Source organism: Nocardia sp. BMG111209, from assembly GCF_000381925.1.
Taxonomy (GTDB): domain Bacteria; phylum Actinomycetota; class Actinomycetes; order Mycobacteriales; family Mycobacteriaceae; genus Nocardia.
In genome coordinates, this window is record NZ_KB907310.1 from 267585 (window position 1) to 288540 (window position 20956).

2 protein-coding genes (1 of these 2 running past the window's edge) are annotated in these 20956 nt (G+C 72.0%); both read left to right on the plus strand.

Going from position 1 to position 20956, the window contains the following annotated elements:
- Nucleotides 1-17781: a non-ribosomal peptide synthase/polyketide synthase gene (locus G361_RS46275; RefSeq protein WP_231387245.1), complete on the plus strand. Its 17781-nt coding sequence runs from the start codon at nt 1-3 to the stop codon at nt 17779-17781.
- On the plus strand, nt 17781-20956 hold the beginning of the coding sequence (locus G361_RS46280) for a non-ribosomal peptide synthetase (protein ID WP_036496594.1). The gene runs 21655 nt beyond the window's last position; only the first 3176 of its 24831 coding nucleotides appear in the window; its start codon is at nt 17781-17783; the stop codon falls past the right edge of the window. Before G361_RS46275 ends, G361_RS46280 begins: the two co-directional genes overlap by 1 nt.

A 20956-nucleotide genomic window follows, 5' to 3' on the forward strand; every position in this document is an offset into this window, starting at 1 on the left:
GTGCAGGATTCGGAGTTGGGTGGGATCACGGCCGGGGGGCCGGGCGACGGCATGCCGGAGCCCGTACCGTTCCCGCTGGCGCCGGCACAGCTCGGGGTGTGGTATGCCCAGCTGCTCGATCCGGACGTGCCGATCAACATCGCGCAATACGTGGATGTCGACGGCGATCTCGATCCTGCTGTGGTGCAAGAGGTTTCGATCGACTCCGCACGCGAGTACGAATCCACCGTGGTGCGACTCGGGGAGAGCGGCGGCCGGCCGCACCAGGTGGTGGATCCGGCTCTGCCGGTGGACATCCCGCTGATCGATCTGCGATCGCAGCGCGATCCGGTTGCGGCGGCCCACGAGTGGATGCGCGCCGACTACACCGCGCCGGTGAACCTGCTCACCGACCGGCTGTTCGCGGGCGCCGTACTGCGCGTGGGTGAACGGCGCTGGTTCTGGTATCTGCGAGCCCATCATCTGGTGCTCGACGGCTACGGAGCGCTCACCAACACCATGCGGGTGGCGCAGCGGTACACCGCGCGCCTGCTCGGCACGGAGCCGGAATCGGTGTCGCCGGGCGGACTTCGGGAACTGGTCGAGGCCGAGCACACCTACCGGGACAGCTCCCGGTTCGAGCGCGATCGCGAGTACTGGGCCGAGCGGATGCGGGGACTCGACGGCGCCACCACGCTGAACGGGCGCAACGCGCCGCGGGCCGCAGGCAATCTGGTGTTCGGCCGCGCGCTGCCCGATGCCGTGGTGCAACACCTCAACGACCTTGCCGCCGCGCATGATTCGACCGCGGCGGTGGTGGTGCTCGCGGCCTTCGCCGGCTATCTGGCCCGATTGACCGATCGCGACGAGGTGGTGCTGAGTCTGCCGGTGACGGCCCGGACCACCGCGGTCGCGCGGCGGTCCGCGGGCATGCTGTCCAACATCGTGCCGCTGCGGCTGGTGGTCGGCGACGTGACGTGGGCCCAACTGTTGCAGGCGACCCGGGTCGAGGTGGCCGGGGCGCTGCGCCGGCAGCGCTACCGCTACGAGGACATCCGCCGCGACGCCGGTCGCGACACCCACACCGCGCGCCGCGCGCTGTTCGGCCCGATCGCGAACATCATGCTGTTCCAGAGCGATCTGACCCTCGGCGATGCCGCCGGCCGCTACCACGTGCTGTCCACCGGACCGGTCGAGGATCTCAGCCTCAACGTGTACTACGGCGACCGCGACAGCGTGCACATCGACTTCGAGGCCAATCCGAATCTGTACGGCACCGACGAGATCGCCCGGCACCACGCACGATTCCTGGGGTTCCTGCAACGGCTGGTCGAACTGGATCCGGCCCGTACGCTCGCCTCGGTCGAGGTGGCCACCGCGCTGGAACGCGAGGTCAGCGTCCGGACCTGGAACGCCACCGATGCCGCGCTGCATCCGGCGGGCGGGCCGGTGCCGACGCTGGTCTCGCTGTTCGCCGCGCAGGCGGCCCGCACCCCGGACGCGGTGGCGCTGCGCTTCGACGGCGAACCCGCGCTGACCTACGGACAGCTGGCCGAGACGGTGAATCGGCTGGCGCGACATCTGATCTCGCGCGGTATCGGGCCCGAGGACCGGGTGGCGCTGCACCTGCGCCGCTCGCCGCGGCTGGTGATCGCGATGTACGCGGTGCTGGCGGCGGGCGCCGCCTACGTGCCGCTGGATCCGGATCACCCGGGCGAGCGCAACCGGTACGTGCTCGCGACCGCGCGGCCCGCCTGCATCCTCACCACCGCGGCCGACGCGCCCGCGGATCCGGCCGGTGAGCTGCTGTATCTCGACGAACTGGACCTCTCGGCACTGCCCGGCGGCCCCGTGTGGGACCGCGAGCGCCGCACGGCGCTGCGGCCGGCGCATCCGGCCTATGTGATCTTCACCTCCGGCTCGACCGGACGGCCGAAGGGCGTCGCGGTCCCGCACGCCGCCATCGTGAACCGGCTGCTGTGGATGCAGGCCACCTACCGGTTGCACGAGCAGGACGTGGTGTTGCAGAAGACCCCCGCGACCTTCGACGTGTCGGTGTGGGAATTGTTCTGGCCCTTGCAGATCGGCGCGACGCTGGTGCTGGCCCAGCCGGACGGGCACCGCGAGCCCGCGGTCCTGCGCGCGACCGTCGCCCGATTCGGCGTCACCGTCGTGCATTTCGTGCCGTCGATGCTGGCCGCGTTCCTGTCCGGGGTGCCCGCGAGCGCGGCGGTGCCCCGTTCGGTGCGACTGGTTTTCGCCTCCGGGGAGGCCTTGACCGCGCCGCTGGCACAGCGTCTGCTCGCGTCCGGGCGCGCGACACTGCACAATCTGTACGGTCCCACCGAGGCCGCCGTGGACGTCACCGCCCACGAGGTGACGGCGGCGGACCGCACCGGGGTCCCGATCGGGGCGCCGGTGGCCAACACCCGGCTCTACGTACTGGATTCGCGGCTGCGGCCGGTGCCCGTGGGTGCTCCGGGTGAGCTGTATCTGTCGGGGGTACAGCTCGCCCGGGGTTATATCGCCCGGCCCGATCTGACCGCCGAACGATTCGTCGCCGACCCGTTCGGCGCGCGTGGGGCACGGCTGTACCGCACCGGTGATCTGGTGCGCTGGACCCCGCACGGCGAACTGGACTACCTGGGGCGCACCGATTTCCAGGTGAAGTTGCGCGGCCTGCGGATCGAACTGGGCGAGATCGAGGCCGTCCTGGGCGCGGTGCCCGGGGTGGCGCGGGCCGTGGTCGTGGTCCGCGCCGAGGCCGCCACCGAACAGCTGGTGGCCTATGTCGTCGAAACCGCACCCGGCAGTGTCGATGTCGCGCGACTGCGCGCGGCCGCGGCCCGGGAGTTGCCCGGCTACATGGTGCCCACCGCCGTCGAGGTGCTGGAAGCCCTGCCGGTCAACGGCTCCGGGAAACTGGACCGGTCCGCACTGCCCGCGCCCGGCCGGCGCGGCGGTGAGCACCGCGCACCGGAGACGGCGGTGCAGCTGGCGGTCGCCGGTGTGTTCACCGAGGTGCTCGGCCGCGAACCGGTCGGCCTCGACGACGAATTCCTGGCGCTGGGCGGCAATTCGCTGGTGGCGACCCAGGTCTCGGCGCGGCTGAATGCCGAGCTGGGGTGCCGGCTGACCGTGCGCGATCTGTTCGACGCCGGCACCGTGGCGCAACTGGCGGAGCTGATCGAGCGGGACCGGGCCGATACCGAGACCGACAGCGGCGTGGTGATCCGGCCGCGTCCGGCGCTGGTCCCGTTGTCGCCTGCCCAGCAACGGATCTGGTTCCTCAACCGGCTCGAACGCGGCGGCGCCGCCTATCACATGCCGTTCGTGGTGCGGCTGACCGGAACGGTGTCGGTGCCCGCGCTGTGCGCCGCGGTCACGGATGTCGCGCTGCGGCACGAGGTGCTGCGGACCGTATTCCCCTGTGACGCGGACGGTATCGCCCATCAGCAGCCGGGGCCCACCGAACCGGTCGAGGCGGTCCGGATCGCGGCCGCCGACCTGCCGCCCGCACTGGACGGATTCGCCACGGCCGGTTTCGATCTGGAGTACGAGCCACCGCTGCGGGCCCGGGTGTTCGAGACCGGTGGTGAGGTGGTGCTGGCCGTCGTCCTGCACCACATCGCCGCCGACGGACTGTCGCTGCCGGTGCTCGCCCGCGATGTGAGCCACGCCTACCGGGCGCGGCTGACCGGGGCCGAGCCCGAATGGACGCCGCTGCCACTGCAATACGCGGATTACGCGGTGTGGCACCGGGATCGGCTGGGTTCGGCCGACGATCCGGATTCGCTCGCGGCCCGGCAGCTGCGGTACTGGTCCGAGACCCTCAGCGGAGCGCCGGACCAGCTCGACCTGCCCGCCGACCGGCCCCGCCGCGCGGTCGCGAGCGGCCGCGGCGCGGTCCTGGAACACGAGATCCCGGCCGAACTGCACGCCGCCGTCACCGAGTACGCGCGGACCCGGTCGGTATCGGTGTTCATGGTGCTGCACGCCGCGCTGGCCGCACTGCTGGCCCGGGTGTCCGGCGGCGACGACATCGTGATCGGCACGCCGGTCGCCGGCCGCGGCGACCGCGCGCTCGACGATCTGATCGGCATGTTCGTGAACACGCTGGTGTTGCGTACCCCCGTGGACGCGGACGCCTCGTTCGCCGCGCTGCTGGAAGGGGTGCGGACCACCGACCTGGCCGCCTTCGCCCACGCCGATCTGCCGTTCGAACAGCTGGTCGAGGCGCTGAACCCGGTGCGTTCCCAGGCCCGGCACCCGCTGTTCCAGGTGCTCTTGTCGGCGGCGGGCCCCGAGCCCGGCCCGCTGGAACTGCCGGATGTGTCGGTGCGCACGAGTACCCTGGACACCGGGACGACCAAGTTCGACCTGCAACTCACGGTCGCCGAGCGCTTCGCCGGTGCCGCTCCCGGGGAAGGTCCGGCACCGGCGGGGATTCGCGCCGAATTCACTTATGCCACCGACCTTTTCGACCCGGCTACCATCGCGGACCACGCGGCCTGGTTCATCCGGTTGTTGCGCGCGGCCGTCACCGACGACACCACCCCGATCGCCGATCTGCCGCTGCTGGACCGCATTCGGCCGGCCGGGATCCTCCCCGGCGGGCACGAGACCTCCGAGGGAACGGGCCACCGGACGCCGACCGGCGAATCCTCGCCACCAATTCGGAGCGATTCCGACTCCGAACGGCGCGATGTGGTGGCGGCTTTCGCGGCGCAGGCGGCACGGACGCCGGCAGCGACCGCGGTCGTGTACGAGGGTGTGGAGCTGTCGTACGCGGAGCTGTCCGCGCGGGTGAATCGGCTGGCGCGGGAACTCGTCTCGCGCGGCGTGGGGCCGGAGACGGTGGTGGCGCTGCACATTCGGCGCTCGCTGGATCTGGTCGTCGGCGTCTACGCGGTACTCGCCGCGGGCGGCGCGTATGTGCCGCTGGATCCGGAACATCCGGCCGAGCGCAATCGCTACGTCGTGAACACCGCGCGACCGGTCTGCGTACTCGTCGGATCGGACGGCCCGGTGACGGATCCGGATCAGGACGAGGTGGCCGGCTGGGGTGTGCCGTTGCTCGCCGTCGACGGGCCCGCGACCCGGCGCCGCGCGGAAACGCCGGTGGCGGACGAGGAACGGCTCGCCCCGCTGCGGCCGGACCATCCGGCGTACGTGATCTTCACCTCGGGATCCACCGGCCGCCCGAAGGGCGTCACCGTGTCACATGCGGCGGTCGCGAACCAGATCGCATGGATCTGCGCCGAATACGGGATCGGGGCCGCGGATGTCGTGCTGTTCCGCACGCCGGCCACCTTCGACGTGTCGGTGTGGGAACTGTTCGCGCCGTTGTGCGCCGGTGGCCGGTTGGTGGTGGCGCCGCACGAGGCGCACCGGGATGTCCGGCGACTGGCCGAACTCGTCGCGGCCCATCGGGTCACGCTGACCTCGTTCGTACCCTCGCAGCTGGCGATGTTCGCCGCCGGCGTCGCACCGGTCGAGATCGCCTCGCTGCGTGCGGTTCTCGTCGCCGGCGAGGCGCTCGCCGGTGAGGTGGCCGCCGCCTTCGGACAGGTGTCGGACGCCCGGCTGCACAACCTGTACGGGCCCACCGAATTCACCGTGCACGCGACGCATGCGCCGGTGGCAGACACCACCGGTCCGGTGCCGATCGGGCGGCCGGTGCGCGGCGGTAGCGCGTACGTGCTCGATGCCCGGCTGCGGCCGGTGCCGGATCTGGTCGCGGGCGAGCTGTATCTGTCCGGGGTCCAGCTGGCCCGGGGATATCACGGGCGGCCGGGGCTGACCGCGGAGCGGTTCGTCGCCGATCCGTTCGGCGCGAACGGCGCGCGCCTGTACCGGACCGGTGATCTGGTCCGGCGGCGCCGTGACGGCGTGCTGGAGTACTTGGGCCGCACCGATTTCCAGGTCAAGTTGCGCGGGCAGCGGATCGAGCTCGGCGAGATCGAGGCGGCGCTCGCGGCCCGGCCCGAGGTGCGGGCGGCGGCGATACGGCTGCACCGGCACGACACCGGTGATCTGCTCGTCGCCTACGTCGTCACCGACCTCGCCGAACCAGGCGCGGTGCTGCCGGAACACCTTCGGGCACAGCTGCCGTCGTACATGGTGCCCGCGGTGTACGTGCGGATGGACGCGATGCCGCTGTCCGCGTCGGGCAAACTCGACCGGGCCGCCCTGCCGGAACCGGTGGTGACGGCCGCGACCTACCGGCCGCCGGTCACCCCCGCCGAACGCGCGGTCGCGGCCGTCTTCGAGCAGGTGCTCGGATTGCCGCGGGTCGGCGCCGGCGACGACTTCTTCGCCCTCGGCGGCAATTCGCTGGTGGCGACCCGCATTTCGGCACGACTGTCGGCCTGGTCCGGCGCCGACGTGCCGTTGCGCGCCCTGTTCGAACAGCCGACCGTGGCGGCCCTCGCGGCTCGCCTGTCGGCGGGCCCGGTGTCGGCGCGGCCGCTGCTGTCGGCCCGGCCGCGGCCGGAATTCGTGCCGTTGTCCTATGCGCAGCAGCGGATGTGGTTCCTGGAGCAGTTCGACGCCGGATCGGCGGTGAATTCGCTGGTCGCCGCGATCCGGCTGGACGGGCGGGTCGACGCGGCCGCCTTGCGGGCCGCGGTCGGCGATCTGGTGGCCCGCCACGAATCGCTGCGCACGATCTATCCGGCGCGCGACGGCGTCGGCTACCAGCTGGTATTGCCCGAGGTCGCCGTCGAATTCCGGACCGCGACCGTCCGGGCGGACGAAGCACGCGCTGCCGTGGCGGCCTTCGCCGCGCAGGGATTCGAGGTCACCGCGGCGGTGCCGTTGCGGTTCGCACTGCTGCGCATCGAACCGGAAACATCCTCGGGCGGAAGCGATCCCGCCGCCGATACGCACCGCCTGGCAGTGTCGCTGCACCATCTGGCCGCCGACGGCTGGTCGATCGCGCCGCTGGTCCGGGATCTGTTGCGGGCGTACCGGCAGCACGCCGGGGACGAGGTCGCGGCGCCGGACGCGCTGCCGGTCCAGTACGCCGACTACACGCTGTGGCAGCGGGAACTGCTCGGCGCCGAGGACGATCCCGAGTCCCGGATCGGCCGCGAGATCGCCTTCTGGACCGCCGAACTCGACGGTCTGCCCGATCTCCTGCCGCTGCCGCTGGACCGGCCGCGACCGGCCACCGCCTCGGGACACGGTGACCGGCTGCACTTCTCGCTGGATCCGGAACTGGTCGCGGGTCTGCGGTCGGTGGCCCGGCAATCCCGCGCGACGCTGTTCATGGTGGTGCACACGGCCTTCGCCGTCCTGCTGGCGAAGCTGTCCGGGCAACGCGACATCGCGCTCGGCACGCCGGTCGCCGGGCGCGGGGATCCACTGCTCGACGACCTGGTCGGAATGTTCGTGAACACCGTCGTGCTGCGCACCGAGATCGCGCCGGAGCGGACCTTCGCCGAGCAGCTCGCCGCCGTCCGCGACCGCGATCTGCGCGCGCTCGAACGATCGGAACTGCCCTTCGAGCGGCTGGTCGAGGTGCTCGATCCGCCGCGCTCCGCGGCCCGGCATCCGCTGTTCCAGGTGATGCTCGACCTGCGCAACACCGACCGCACCCCGCTGCGACTACCGGGCCTGACCGGCACCTGGATCGATATCGACACCGGCACCGCCGAATTCGACCTGCAGCTGACCCTGACCGAACAGCACGACGGCCTGGCGGCGACCTTCGAGTACGCGACCGACCTGTTCGACGCCGCGACCGTGGACGGCTTTGCCCGGCGACTGTGCCGGCTGCTGGAAACCGTTGCCGCCGAACCGGATCGGCGCATCGGCGAGCTCGACATCCTCACTCCGGCGGAAACCGAACTGGTGCTGCGGCGCTGGAACGACACCGATGAGCCGCTGCCCGCCACGTTGCCGGGCAGCGGCGACCCGGCGGCGACGCTGCCGGCGCTGCTGGAGGCGCGGGCGGCCTGTGATCCCGGCCGACCGGCGGTGACGTTCGAGGGCACGACCCTGTCCTACGGCGAATTCGCCACTCGGGTACGGCGGCTGGCCCGCTGGCTGATCGATCGCGGGGTCGGACCGGAAACGCCGGTCGCGCTGTGCCTGCGCCGCTCGCTGGACCTGGTGATCGGTATCCACGCGGTGGTCGCGGCGGGTGGCGCCTACGTGCCGCTGGATCCGGATCAGCCGGCCGACCGCCTCCGGCACATCCTCGACACCGTCAATCCGGTGTGCGTGCTGGTCGCCGGCGCCGAGGGCGAACTGCCGGACCTCACCGCCGTGCGGCTGGACATGCTCGATCTGGCCGAGTATTCCGGTGCGCCGGTGACGGATTCGGATCGGCGGTCGCCGCTGCGCCCGGCCGATACCGCGTACGTGATCTTCACCTCGGGCTCGACCGGCCGGCCGAAGGGGGTCGCGGTACCGCATGCCGCGATCGTCAACCGGCTGCTGTGGATGCAGGCCGAATACGGCCTGACCGCGGACGACGTCGTGCTGCAGAAGACCCCCGCCACCTTCGACGTGTCGGTGTGGGAGTTCTTCTGGCCCTTGCAGGTCGGTGCGCGGCTGGTCGTGGCCGCGCCGGACGCGCACCGTGATCCGGTCGCGCTGAGCGCGCTGATCGCCGAATCCGCGGTCACCGTGGTGCATTTCGTGCCGTCGATGCTGACCGCCTTCCTGGCGGCGGGCGATCTCGCGGCATGCGGATCGCTGCGCCTGGTGTTCGCCTCCGGCGAGGCGCTGTCCGCCGCACCGGCACAACGGCTCCGGGACGCGACCGGCGCGGCCGTACACAATCTGTACGGGCCGACGGAGGCCGCCGTCGACATCACCCGGCACGAGGTGACCGCTGCCGAACCGGATCTCGTCCCGATCGGCCGGCCGGTCCGCAACAGCCGCGGCTACGTGCTCGACGATCGGCTGCGGCCGGTGCCACCGGGGGTCACCGGCGAGTTGTATCTCGCCGGTGTGCAATTGGCGCGCGGTTACGTGGGTCGCGCGGATCTGACCGCCGACCGGTTCGTGGCCGATCCGTACGCGACCGCGGACCGGGCCGGTACCCGGATGTACCGCACCGGCGACCTGGTCCGGTGGACTTCCGACGGTGAGCTGGACTATCTGGGCCGCAACGATTTCCAGGTCAAGCTGCGCGGCCTGCGGATCGAGCTCGGTGAGGTGGAGGCCGCCGCCGCGAGCGCCGCCGGGGTGGCCCGCGCGGTGGCCGTGGTCCGTACCGAGGAGCACACCGGCGATCGGCTGGTCGCCTATCTGGTCCCCGCCGCGGGTGCGGTCGTCGACCTCGGCACGGTGGAAAGCGTTGTCGCCGAACGGTTGCCGTCGTACATGGTGCCGCAGTCGTTCGTCGTGCTGGATGCCCTGCCGGTCAACGGTTCCGGCAAACTGGATCGGGCGGCGTTGCCCGCCCCGGCGATCGAGGAGCGGGTGTACCGCGCCCCCGACACCGCGGAGCAGCGCCTCGTTGCCGGGGTGTTCGCCGAGGTGCTGGGCGCGATCCCGCTCGGTCGCCCGGGAATCGGCCGCGACGACGACTTCTTCGCACTGGGCGGGAATTCGCTGGTCGCCACCCGGGCGGCGGCCCGGCTCGGCGCGGCACTGGAGGCCCACGTCCCCGTGCGGATGCTGTTCGAGGCGCCGACCGTCGCGGCGCTGGCCGCCCGGCTGACGGGATATACCGGGGCCGGCGCGCGGCCGCCGCTGACCGCTCGCACCCGGCCCGCCCGTGTCCCGCTGTCACCGGGCCAGCAGCGCATGTGGTTCCTCGATCGCTATCGGGCCGGTGCGGATTCGGGACCGGCGACGGCGGCGGACAACATCCCGCTGGCCCTGCGCCTGCGTGGCGAGCTCGACCGGGACGCGCTGACCGCGGCGCTCACCGATGTGATCGTGCGGCACGAGTCGCTGCGCACGATCTATCCCGACGGACCCGAGGGGCCCGAACAACTCGTGCTCACCGAGGCGCCCGTGGCGCTGCCGGTGGAACAGGTGACGGCGGCGGAGCTGTCCGGGCGACTCGCCGCGCAGGCGGCGGTCGCGTTCGATCTGAGCGTCGGAATTCCGTTGCGCGCGAACCTGTTCCGGCTCGCACCCGACCATCACGTGCTCGCGATCACCGTGCATCACATTGCCGCCGACGGCTTCTCGCTCGGCCCGCTGGCCCGCGATCTGATCACCGCCTACACCGGCCGCCGGTCCGGGCACGCACCGCACTGGGCGCCGCTGCCGGCCCAGTACGCGGACTACACCCTGTGGCTGCGCGACACATTGGGCGCCGCCGACGATCCCGGCTCCGAACTGCACCGGCAGCTGGACTACTGGCGGACCCGGCTGGCCGGACTGCCCGAACAGCTGGAGCTGCCCGCGGATCGGCCGCGGCCGCCGCTGCCCTCCCATCGCGGCGGCACCCACCGCCTCGGCATCGACTCCGATCTGCACAGCGAGCTGGGCGAACTCGCGCGTAAACACGAGACCACCCTGTTCAGCACGCTGCACGCCGCCCTGGCGGTACTGCTGGCCCGGCTGTCCGGAACCGGCGACATCGCCATCGGCACACCGGTCGCCGGACGCGGGGACGCCGCGCTGGACGAGCTGGTCGGCATGGTGGTCAACACGCTGGTGCTGCGCACCGAGGTCGATGTCCGCAGCCGGTTCGAGACCGTGCTCGACGCGGTGCGGGCCGACGATCTCGCGGCGCTGTCGCATGCGGACGCGCCGTTCGATCAGCTGGTGGAGCTGCTCGCACCGGCCCGGGTGGCGCACCGGCATCCACTGTTCCAGGTGGCGTTGACCTTTCAGAACTTCACCGTCCCCACCTTCGACGCGGCCGGCCTGGACATCCGCCCGGTGCCGCTGGACGCGCCCGCGGCGAAGTTCGATCTGCAGTTCACGGTGGTCGAGCAGTTCGGGTCGGACGGCCGTGCCGGCGGGCTCGACATCGAGATCACCTATGCCGAGGATCTTTTCGACACCGCGACGGTGGCCGTGCTCGCGCGGCGCTTCGAACAGGTACTGGCCGCCGTCGCGGCGGACCGGACCGTGGTGGTCGGCGACATCCAGTTGCTGAGCGCGGAGGAACAGCGCCGCGCGCTGTACGAATGGCCGATCGGCGGTCCCGACGGCGCCGAGATCGGCACGATCGCAACTCGTTTCGCCGCCGTGGCGGCCCTCGATCCGGACGCGGTGGCGGTCCGCGACGGCGAGACCTCGCTCACCTACGCGGAACTGGATGCCTGGTCGAACCGGCTGGCACGGCGGCTGATCGCCACCGGGGTGCAACCGGAATCACTGGTGGCAGTGGCGTTGCCGCGGTCCGCCGAACTGGTGGCCGCGCTGCTCGCGGTGGTCAAGAGCGGCGCCGCCTACCTCCCCGTGGATCCGGCGTATCCGGCCGACCGCATCGAATGGCTGCTCGCCGACGCTCGTCCGGTCTGCGCGCTGACCAGCGGCCGGACCGCGTTGCCGCGCGGCTGGTTCGGCGGACCGGTGATCGATCTGGACACCCTCGCCTGGGATCGCCTGAACTCCGGGCCGATCACCGACGCCGACCGGCGGCGGGCACTGCACCCGGCGCACCCCGCCTACGTCATCTACACCTCGGGCTCGACCGGCACGCCCAAGGGCGTGGTGATCCCGCACCGCAACGTGATCCGGCTGCTCGACAACACCGGGCCCGACTTCGAATTCGGACCCGACGACGTCTGGACGCTGTTCCACTCCTACGCTTTCGACTTCTCGGTGTGGGAGCTGTGGGGCGCGCTGCTCACCGGCGGCCTGCTGGTGATCGTCGACCACGTCGTCACCCGGTCGCCACAACAGTTCCGGCAGTTGCTGATCGACGAGCGCGTCACCGTGCTGAACCAGACGCCGTCGGCGTTCTATCAGCTCGTCGCCGCGGACCTCGCCGAACCGCGGGCGCCGTACCGGCTGCGCCGGGTGATCTTCGGCGGTGAGGCCCTGGAACCGGCGCGGCTGGCCGGCTGGTTCGAGCGGTACGGGCGCACACCGGAATTGGTGAACATGTACGGGATCACCGAGACCACCGTGCATGTCACCCGGCATGTGCTCGACCCCGAGGGCGGGCCGACCGGCCCGATCGGCGGCGCTCTCGCGGGATTGGCCGTGCGCCTGCTCGATTCGCGCCTGCGACCGGTTCCGGTCGGGGTACCCGGCGAGATCTACGTCTCCGGCGGCCAGGCGGCGCGCGGCTATCTGGGCCGTCCCGCGCTCACCGCGGGCCGCTTCGTCGCGGACCCCTACGGCCGCGCCGGTGCGGTGGCCTATCGCTCCGGCGATGTGGCGCGCTGGACCGCGGACGGCGACCTGGAATATCTGGGCCGCGCGGATCAGCAGGTCAACCTGCGCGGATTCCGGATCGAGCCGGGTGAGATCGAGGCAGTACTGCTGACCGCCGACGGGGTGCGCGAGGCCGTCGTGGTCGTGCGGCGCGACGACACCGTCGAGGACGAGCGGCTGGTGGGTTACGTCGTCGCCGACCCGGCGGTGGATCCGGAAGTATTGCGGCGCTGGGCCGCCGCCCGGCTGCCCGAGCACATGGTGCCCGTCGCGATCGTGGTGATCGGCCGAATCCCGTTGACGGTCAACGGGAAGCTCGACCGCGGCGCACTCCCGGCCCCGCACTTCGAGACCGCCGGCCACCGCCGGCCCGCCACCCCGGCCGAGGAGGTGGTGGCCGGCGTCTACGCCGAGGTGCTCGGGGTGGACACGGTCGGCGCCGACGACGACTTCTTCCGGCTCGGTGGCGGTTCGCTGGCCGCGGCCCGGGCCGCCGCGCGCATCGGCGCCGCACTCGGCGTGATCGTCCCGGTGCGCTGGCTGTTCGAATCGCCACGGGTGGCCGACCTGGCGGCGCTGGCGACCGGATCCGGGCGCGCCCGCCCGGCCCTGCGAACCGGGGATCGGCCCGCCTCGATCCCGTTGTCGCCGGCGCAGCAGCGGATGTGGTTCCTCAACCGGTTCGACACCGCGGGATCGGTCCCCACCGCGGGCAATGCCGTTGCGGCGTATCACATTCCGCTGATCCTGCGCCTGACCGGCGCGCTGGACGTGGCGGCGCTGCGGTCGGCGGTCGACGATGTCGTCGGCCGGCACGAATCGCTGCGGACCGTGTACCCGGAAACCGGTTCCGGTCCGGCACAGGTGATCCGCACGCTGGACGCCCCGGTGCTGCGGGGGCCGGAGCGGGTCACGGAAGCAGATCTGGCACAGCGGATCCGGCAACTCGTGACGACCGCCTTCGACGTGACCGCCGAACCCCCGGTGCGGGTGCGGCTGTACGAACTCGACACGGCGGCGGGCGAATACGTGCTCGTCGCGGTGCTGCACCACATCTCGGCCGACGGCTCCTCGGTGGGACCGTTCGCCCGGGACCTGATGTCCGCCTACAGCGCCCGGCTCGACGGCGGCGCGCCGTCGTGGCCGCCACTGCCGGTGCAGTACGCCGATTACGCGGTGTGGCAACGGACGCTGCTGGGTGACGAGAACGATCCGGAGTCGACGGCGGCCGAGCAGATCGCGTTCTGGCGCGCCACGCTCGCGGGACTGCCGGATCAATTGGATCTGCCCGGGGACCGTCCGCGCCCGGCCCGGCAGAGCCTGCGCGGGAGCCGGGTTGCGCTCGCCGTCGCTCCCGACGTGCACGCTCGCCTGCGGCGAGTGGGCCGGGCAGCGGGCGCCACATTGTTCATGGTCGTACACGCCGCGTACGCGGCGCTGCTGGCCCGACTGTCGGGCAGCTCCGATATCGCTGTGGGCGCCCCGATCGCGGGCCGCGGCGACGCTCAGCTCGACGACGTGATCGGCATGTTCGTCAACACCCTGGTGCTGCGGGCCGAGGTTCGTCCCGAGCAGCGGTTCGGCGAACTGCTGACCCGCGTGCGCGCGGCGGACGTGGCGGCCTTCTCCCGGGCCGACGTGCCGTTCGAAATGCTCGTGGAGGCACTGAATCCGCAGCGTTCGACGGCCCGGCACCCGCTAGTGCAGGTGGGCCTGTCGTTCCAGAATCACGAACGGGCCGTACTGCGACTACCCGGGCTGTCGGTGTCGGAATTCGAATGGGACACCGGCACGGCGCAATTCGATCTGCACCTGTTCGCCGTCGATCACTACACCGACACGGGTGCGGCGGCCGGTATCGAGCTCGCGCTCGGATACGCCGAAGATCTGTTCACCGCCGCGACCGCCCAGCGGATCGTGGAACAACTGCTGCGCGTACTGGAGACGGTCGCCGGCGGCAGTGATCCGGTGATCGGCGATCTCGATCTGCTCGGGGCCCGATACACCGAACTGCTGGATGTCTGGAACCGCACCGAGCATCCGGTCGCCGCGGCGACGCTGCCCGGCCTGTTCGGTGCGCAGGCCCGGCGGACCCCGGACGCCGTGGCACTGATCGACGCCACGGGCGAATCCGGGCAGCGATTCACCTATGCCGAGCTCGATGCCCGGATCAACCGGCTGGCCCGGCATCTGATCGCCGCCGGGGTCGGCCCGGAAACCACGGTGGCCCTGGCGATCCGGCGATCGCCCGACTTGGTGGTCGCGATGTACGCGGTCGCCGCGGCGGGCGGCGCCTATGTACCGCTGGATCCCGATCATCCGGCGGACCGGATCACCGCGGTCCTGGCCACCGCGCGTCCGGTCTGCGTGCTGCGCTCCGGAGATGTTGCCGCGGTGCACGATTCGAGCGGCGCCGACCTGCGCGTGGATCGCCTGGACCTGTCCGGATATTCGGCCGCGCCGATCCGCGACAGCGACCGGCTCGCCCCGCTGCGGCCGGCGAACACCGCCTATCTCGTCTTCACCTCCGGCTCCACCGGAACCCCGAAGGGCGTGGCGATTCCGCACTCCGCGGTGGTCAACCAATTGCAATGGCTGCGCGCGGAATTCGCGCTCGGCCCGGAGGACCGCACGCTGCTCAAGACCCCGGCCGGCTTCGACCTGTCGGTATGGGAACTGTGGTCGGCGCTCACCACCGGCGGCGCGCTGATCGTGACCGCACCCGGAGCCGAACGCGACCCGGATGCGCTGCGCGAGACCATGAATCGGCACGGGGTGACCCTCCTGCACGCGGTGCCGTCCCTGGTGAACATGCTGCTGGTGGCGTCGGAACCGCTGCCGCCGACGCTGCGGGCCGTGCTGGCCATCGGCGAGGCGCTGCCGCCCGCGACCGCCGCCGAGTTCCGCGCGCGCGGAACCGCGCGGCTGTACAACCTGTACGGCCCCACCGAGACGGCCGTCTCGGTCACCTCGTACGAGGTGACCGAGGATCACGAGCACACCGTGCCGATCGGCGCACCGGTCTGGAACAGCCGGGTGCACGTGCTGGACGGCCGGTTGCGGCCGGTGCCGATCGGGGTACCGGGTGAGCTGTACCTGTCCGGCGATCAACTCGCCCACGGTTACCGGGACCGCGCGGCGACGACCGCGGAACGGTTCGTCGCCGACCCGTCGCGGCCCGGTCACCGGATGTACCGGTCCGGCGATATCGTCCGCCGGCGGGCCGACGGGATCCTGGAATACCTGGACCGCGCCGACTTCCAGGTGAAGATCGGCGGATTCCGGATCGAACTCGGCGATGTCGAGTCCGCGCTGCTGCGCCGGCCGGGGGTCACGGCGGCCGTCGCGCTGGTCCGCGACGATCGGCTGATCGGCTATGCCGCGGTGCCCGAGGCGAATTCGCGCACCGAGGAGACGCTGCTGCGCGAATTGGCCCGCGAGCTGCCGCGATATCTGCTGCCCGCGGCCGTCGTGGTCGTGGACGCGTTGCCGCTCAACGCGAACGGCAAGGTCGACCGCGGCCGATTGCCGGATCCGCCACGGCCGGAGACGGAATACCGCGCCCCGGCGACACCGGCGCAACGCGCGGTGGCGGCCGGCTTCGCCGATATCCTCGGCATCCCCGAACCCGGACTCGACGACGACTTCTTCCGGCTCGGCGGCAACTCGCTGCTGGCCACCCGGCTCACCGCCCGCCTCGGTGCCCGGCTGCGGGTACATCTCCCGGTCGCCGCCGCCTTCGAGGCGCCGACGGTGGAACTGCTGGCCCGCTGGGCCGAATCCGCCGAACCCGCCGTCGACCGGCCGCCGCTGCGCCGCCGCGAGTCGGACGAGCCCGCGGCGCTGTCCCCGGCCCAGGCCCGGATGTGGGTCCTGAATCGGCTCGATCCCGCATCGTCCGCGTACAACGTGCCGGTGGCGTTGCGGCTGACCGGCGCCGTCGACCTCGCGGCGCTCGACGCCGCGATCCGGGATGTGCTGCGCCGCCACGAATCCCTGCGGACCCTGTACCCGGACACCGCGCACGGACCCGTGCAGGAGGTACTGCCCGCCGAGCGGGTGCTGCCCGAACTGCGGCCGACGGACGTCCGCGGCGCCGAGATGTCGCGCTGGATCGGCGAATTCGCCGCCACCGGATTCGATGTCACCGCCGCGCCACCGATCCGCAGCGCACTGCTGCGGACCGGGACCGACGAATACGTCCTGGTCGTGGTGGTCCATCACATCAGCGGCGACGGCTTCTCGCTGGGCCCGCTGACGGCCGATCTGATCACCGCCTACACCGGCCGGCTCGGCGGCGCCGCACCCGACCGGCCGGAACTGCCGGTGCAGTACGCCGATTACAGCGCCTGGCAGAACGAACTGCTCGGCGCCGACACCGATCCCGGCAGCCTCGCCGCCGATCAACTCGCCTACTGGACCCGCCGCCTCGCCGACGTTCCCGACCTGCTGCCGATGCCCACCGATCGGCCCCGGCCCGCACGCCGCGATATGCGCGGCGCGACGGTGACCGCCGAGGTGGACGCCGACCTCGGCGCCCGGCTGGCCGAATCGGCGGCCCGGCACGGCACGACCCTGTTCACGCTGCTGCACACCGCTTTCGCGGTGCTGCTCGCGAAACTGGCCAGTGTCCGCGACGTCACCGTCGGTGTCCCGGTCTCCGGCCGCGGCGACCGCGCGCTCGACGACCTGATCGGCATGTTCGTCAATACCGTTGCCCTGCACAGCGATATCGATCCGCGGCAGCGGTTCGGGGAACTGCTGCGCCGCACCAGGGACGAGGACCTCGCCGCGTTCGGCCGGGCCGATGTGCCCTTCGATCGGGTGGTGGAGGCGCTCGGCCGTACCCGGACCAGCAGTCACACACCGGTTTTCCAGGTGCTGTTCAGCTTCGCCCACCGCCGTCCCGCCACGGTCGAACTGCCCGGTGCGACCGTCGAGGTGCTCGACGCGGCGATGCCGGAGGCCAAGTACGATCTGCAGCTCACCGTCGCCGAGCGGCCGGGGGATACGGGCCTGGATCTGCGATTCGACTACGCCACCGATATTTTCGACGAATCCACGGTCCGGTGGTATCCGCAACGGCTGCTCGCCGTGCTCACCGCGATCGCCGCGGATCCGGAGATCACGATCCGGGCCGTCGACATCCGCACCGGCGAGGAACGCGCCCGGTCCGGACCCCGCATCGGCGCGGCGGCCGTGCCCGATGCGGCCGGGCTACCGGATCTGATCGCGGCCGCCGCCGCGATCGCACCGGCGGCCGTGGCCCTCTCGCACGACGGCCGCGACATCGAATTCGGCGCGCTGCACGGCAAACTCGACGCCGTCGGCCGGGCGATGGGCGGCGCCGCCACACCCGTGGCGCTGGTCAACATCGCGCTCGCCGGGCTGCTGCCCGGCATCCAGGCCGCCGTCGGCGCCGCCGGACTCGCGGAAATCCTGCAGACCCTGGGCGATCGCGCCCGCGGCTTGATCATCTCGGAAGGAAGTCACTGATGTCCCACACAGAATCGGTTGCCTTCACCCGCTCCGCCGATCGGGCGGCGCTGCGCGACGCGTACGGTATCGCCGACCTTCCGGACCTGATCGACACGGTGGCCGGTCTGGAGCCGGACCGGATCGCGGTGCGGGACAACGGCGTCGAGGTCGACTACGCCGACCTCGCCACCGAGGTGGCGACGCTCGCGGAGGCGACCGGCGGGATGCTCACTCCCGACGCGCTCGTGCAGCTCGCCGTCGCGAACCGGCTGCCCGGACTGCTGGATTCGGATCCCGGCGCGCTGACCGCCGCGCTGACCGGACTACTCGCGGACGCCCTCGACGCCGCCGCGGAGGTGCTGTCGCCCGATCTCGCCCCCGCCGACACCCTCGCCGGCTTGTTCGCGGAGCAGGTCGCGCGGACACCCGAGGCCACCGCCGTCGAATTCCGCGGCGAGGTCCTGACCTACGCCGAATTCGACCGGCGCGCGGAACGGCTGGCCCGGCAGCTGGCGGCACGGGGGGTGCGGCCGGACACGCTGGTGGGCATCGCGATCCGGCGCTCGATCGACCTGCTGGTCGGCATCTACGCCGTCCACAAGGCGGGCGGCGCCTACGTCCCGCTCGATGTCGACCATCCGGCCGAGCGCCTGGAATATGTGCTCGCCGTGGCCGCGCCGGCCCTGCTGCTGACCACCGCCGCCGACCGGCCCGCATTCGACCCGGGCGTCCCGACGCTGTGCCTCGACGACATCGACACGGCCGCACCGGAATCGGAGCGGTTCGACCGGCCGCTGCCGATCGCCCGGCCGGACCACCTCGCCTACGTGATCTTCACCTCCGGGTCGACGGGACGGCCGAAGGGCGTCGCGGTGTCGCATCGCTCGATCGTCGCCAACCTGCGCTGGCGGCAGCGGCGCTACCCGCTGCTCGACGCCGATGTCGTACTCCAGAAGACACCCGTCACCTTCGACGTCTCGGTGTGGGAGTTGTTCTGGCCGTTGCAGATCGGCGCGCGCCTGGTGATCGCCGAACCCGACGGGCATCGCGACCCCGCCTATCTGCGCACCGCGATCGCCTGGAACCGGGTCACCGTGGCACATTTCGTGCCGTCGATGCTCGCCGAATTCGTCTCCGCCGCAGCCGATTCGGGGCACGGTGCCGAGATCGACTCGCTGCGGCTGGTATTCGCCTCCGGTGAGGCGCTGCCCGCCGCCACCGCCGCGGCCTTCCGCGACCTCAGCGGTGCGTCCCTGCACAACCTGTACGGGCCCACGGAGGCCGCCGTCGACGTGACCGGGCACGAGGTCACCGCCGCGGATCTGGCGGGCGTCCCGATCGGCGCGGCCGCCGACGACACCGACCTGCTGCTCCTCGACGACGCGTTGCGGCCGGTGCCCGACGGCGTGGTCGGCGAACTGTATCTGGCCGGGGTGCAACTCGCTCGCGGCTATCTCGCCCGGCCGGTGCTCACCGCGGAACGTTTCGTCGCGGCGCCGGACGGGGCGCCCGGCGATCGGATGTACCGCACCGGCGATCTCGCCCGCCGGCTGCCCGCCCCGCACGGCGGCCCGCGTGAGCTGGAATATCTGGGCCGCACCGACTTCCAGGTGAAGCTGCGCGGACTGCGGATCGAACTCGGTGAGGTGGAGGCCGCGCTGCTGCGGCACGAGGGGATCCGGCAGGCGGCGGTGACCCTGCACCGCCGCCCGTCGGGCGATCACCTCATCGGTTATGTGGTCGCCGGTACCGCCGTGGACACCGCGGCCGTCGTCGCGGGCCTGCGCGACCGGCTGCCCGCCTACATGATTCCCGCGCAGCTGGTGGTCCTGAATCGGATGCCGTTGAGCGCCAACGGAAAACTGGATCGCCGCGCGCTGCCGGAACCCGAGTTCGGCGGTGGCGAACCGGAGTTCCGGGCCGCCGTCACCGCGCCGGAACGCGCGGTCGCGGCGATCTTCGCCGATCTGCTCGGCGTCGAGCGGGTCGGCGCCGACTCGGATTTCTTCGCCCTCGGCGGCAATTCGCTGATCGCCACCCGCGCCATCGCCCGGATCGGCGAGGCACTCGGGACGACGGTCGACGTCCGCGACTTCTTCGACCGGCCGACCCCGGCCGCGCTGGCCGCGCTCGCGGGCCGCGGTGATCGGATACCGCCGGTCGCGGGTCCCCGCCCGGAACGGATCCCGCTGTCCCCGGCGCAGCGCCGGATGTGGTTCCTGAACCGCTTGGCGCGCAGCGGTTCCGGTGAGACGGGCGGCTTCGATCCGGCGGCGGTGGACAACATCCCGGTGGCGCTGCGGCTGCGCGGCGCGCTCGACCTCGTCGCGCTGTCCGCCGCCGTCACCGCCGTACTCGACCGGCACGAGGTGCTGCGCACGAGCTATCCGCAGGATTCCGACGGCGCCCGCCAGCACATCCGGCCCGCGCTCGCCGTGCACGGGGAACCGGTGCCGGTGTCCGTGGACGACCTCCCGGTGGCCGTCCGGGAACTCGCGACCACCGGATTCGACGTCACGGTCGCGGCGCCCGTGCGAATCGTGCTGCTGCGCAGTGCCGCCGACGATCACACCCTGGTCCTGGTGATCCATCACATCGCGGCCGACGGCGTATCGATGGGCATCCTCTTGCGCGACCTGGTCGCCGCCTATCGCGCGCACCTGCGCGGTACCGAACCGGCCTGGCCGGTCCTGCCGTTGCAGTACGCCGATTACGCGCTGTGGCAGCACGCCCGGCTCGGCGCGGATGCCGACGCCGAGTCCGAGGCGGCCCGCCAGATCGCCTTCTGGCGCACCGAACTCGCGGATCTGCCCGCGCAACTCGACCTGCCGGTGGACCGGCCGCGTCCACTGGAGTCCTCGTATCGCGGCGCCGCCGTCGATTTCGAGATCGATAGCGGGTTGCGAACCGCGATCGACCGCCTGGCTGGCCGGTATCGCGCTACCCCGTTCATGGTGCTGCACACCGCGCTGGCGGCCCTGCTCGCCCGCCTGTCCGGCACCACCGACATCGCCGTCGGCTCACCGGACGCCGGGCGCGGCGACCGGGCCCTCGACGATCTGGTCGGAATGTTCGTCAACACCCTGGTGCTGCGCACCCGGGTGTCCGGTGATCGGTCCTTCGCCGAACTCCTCGCCGGCACCCGGGATGTCGCGCTGCGGACCTTCGCCCATCGGGACGTGCCGTTCGAGCG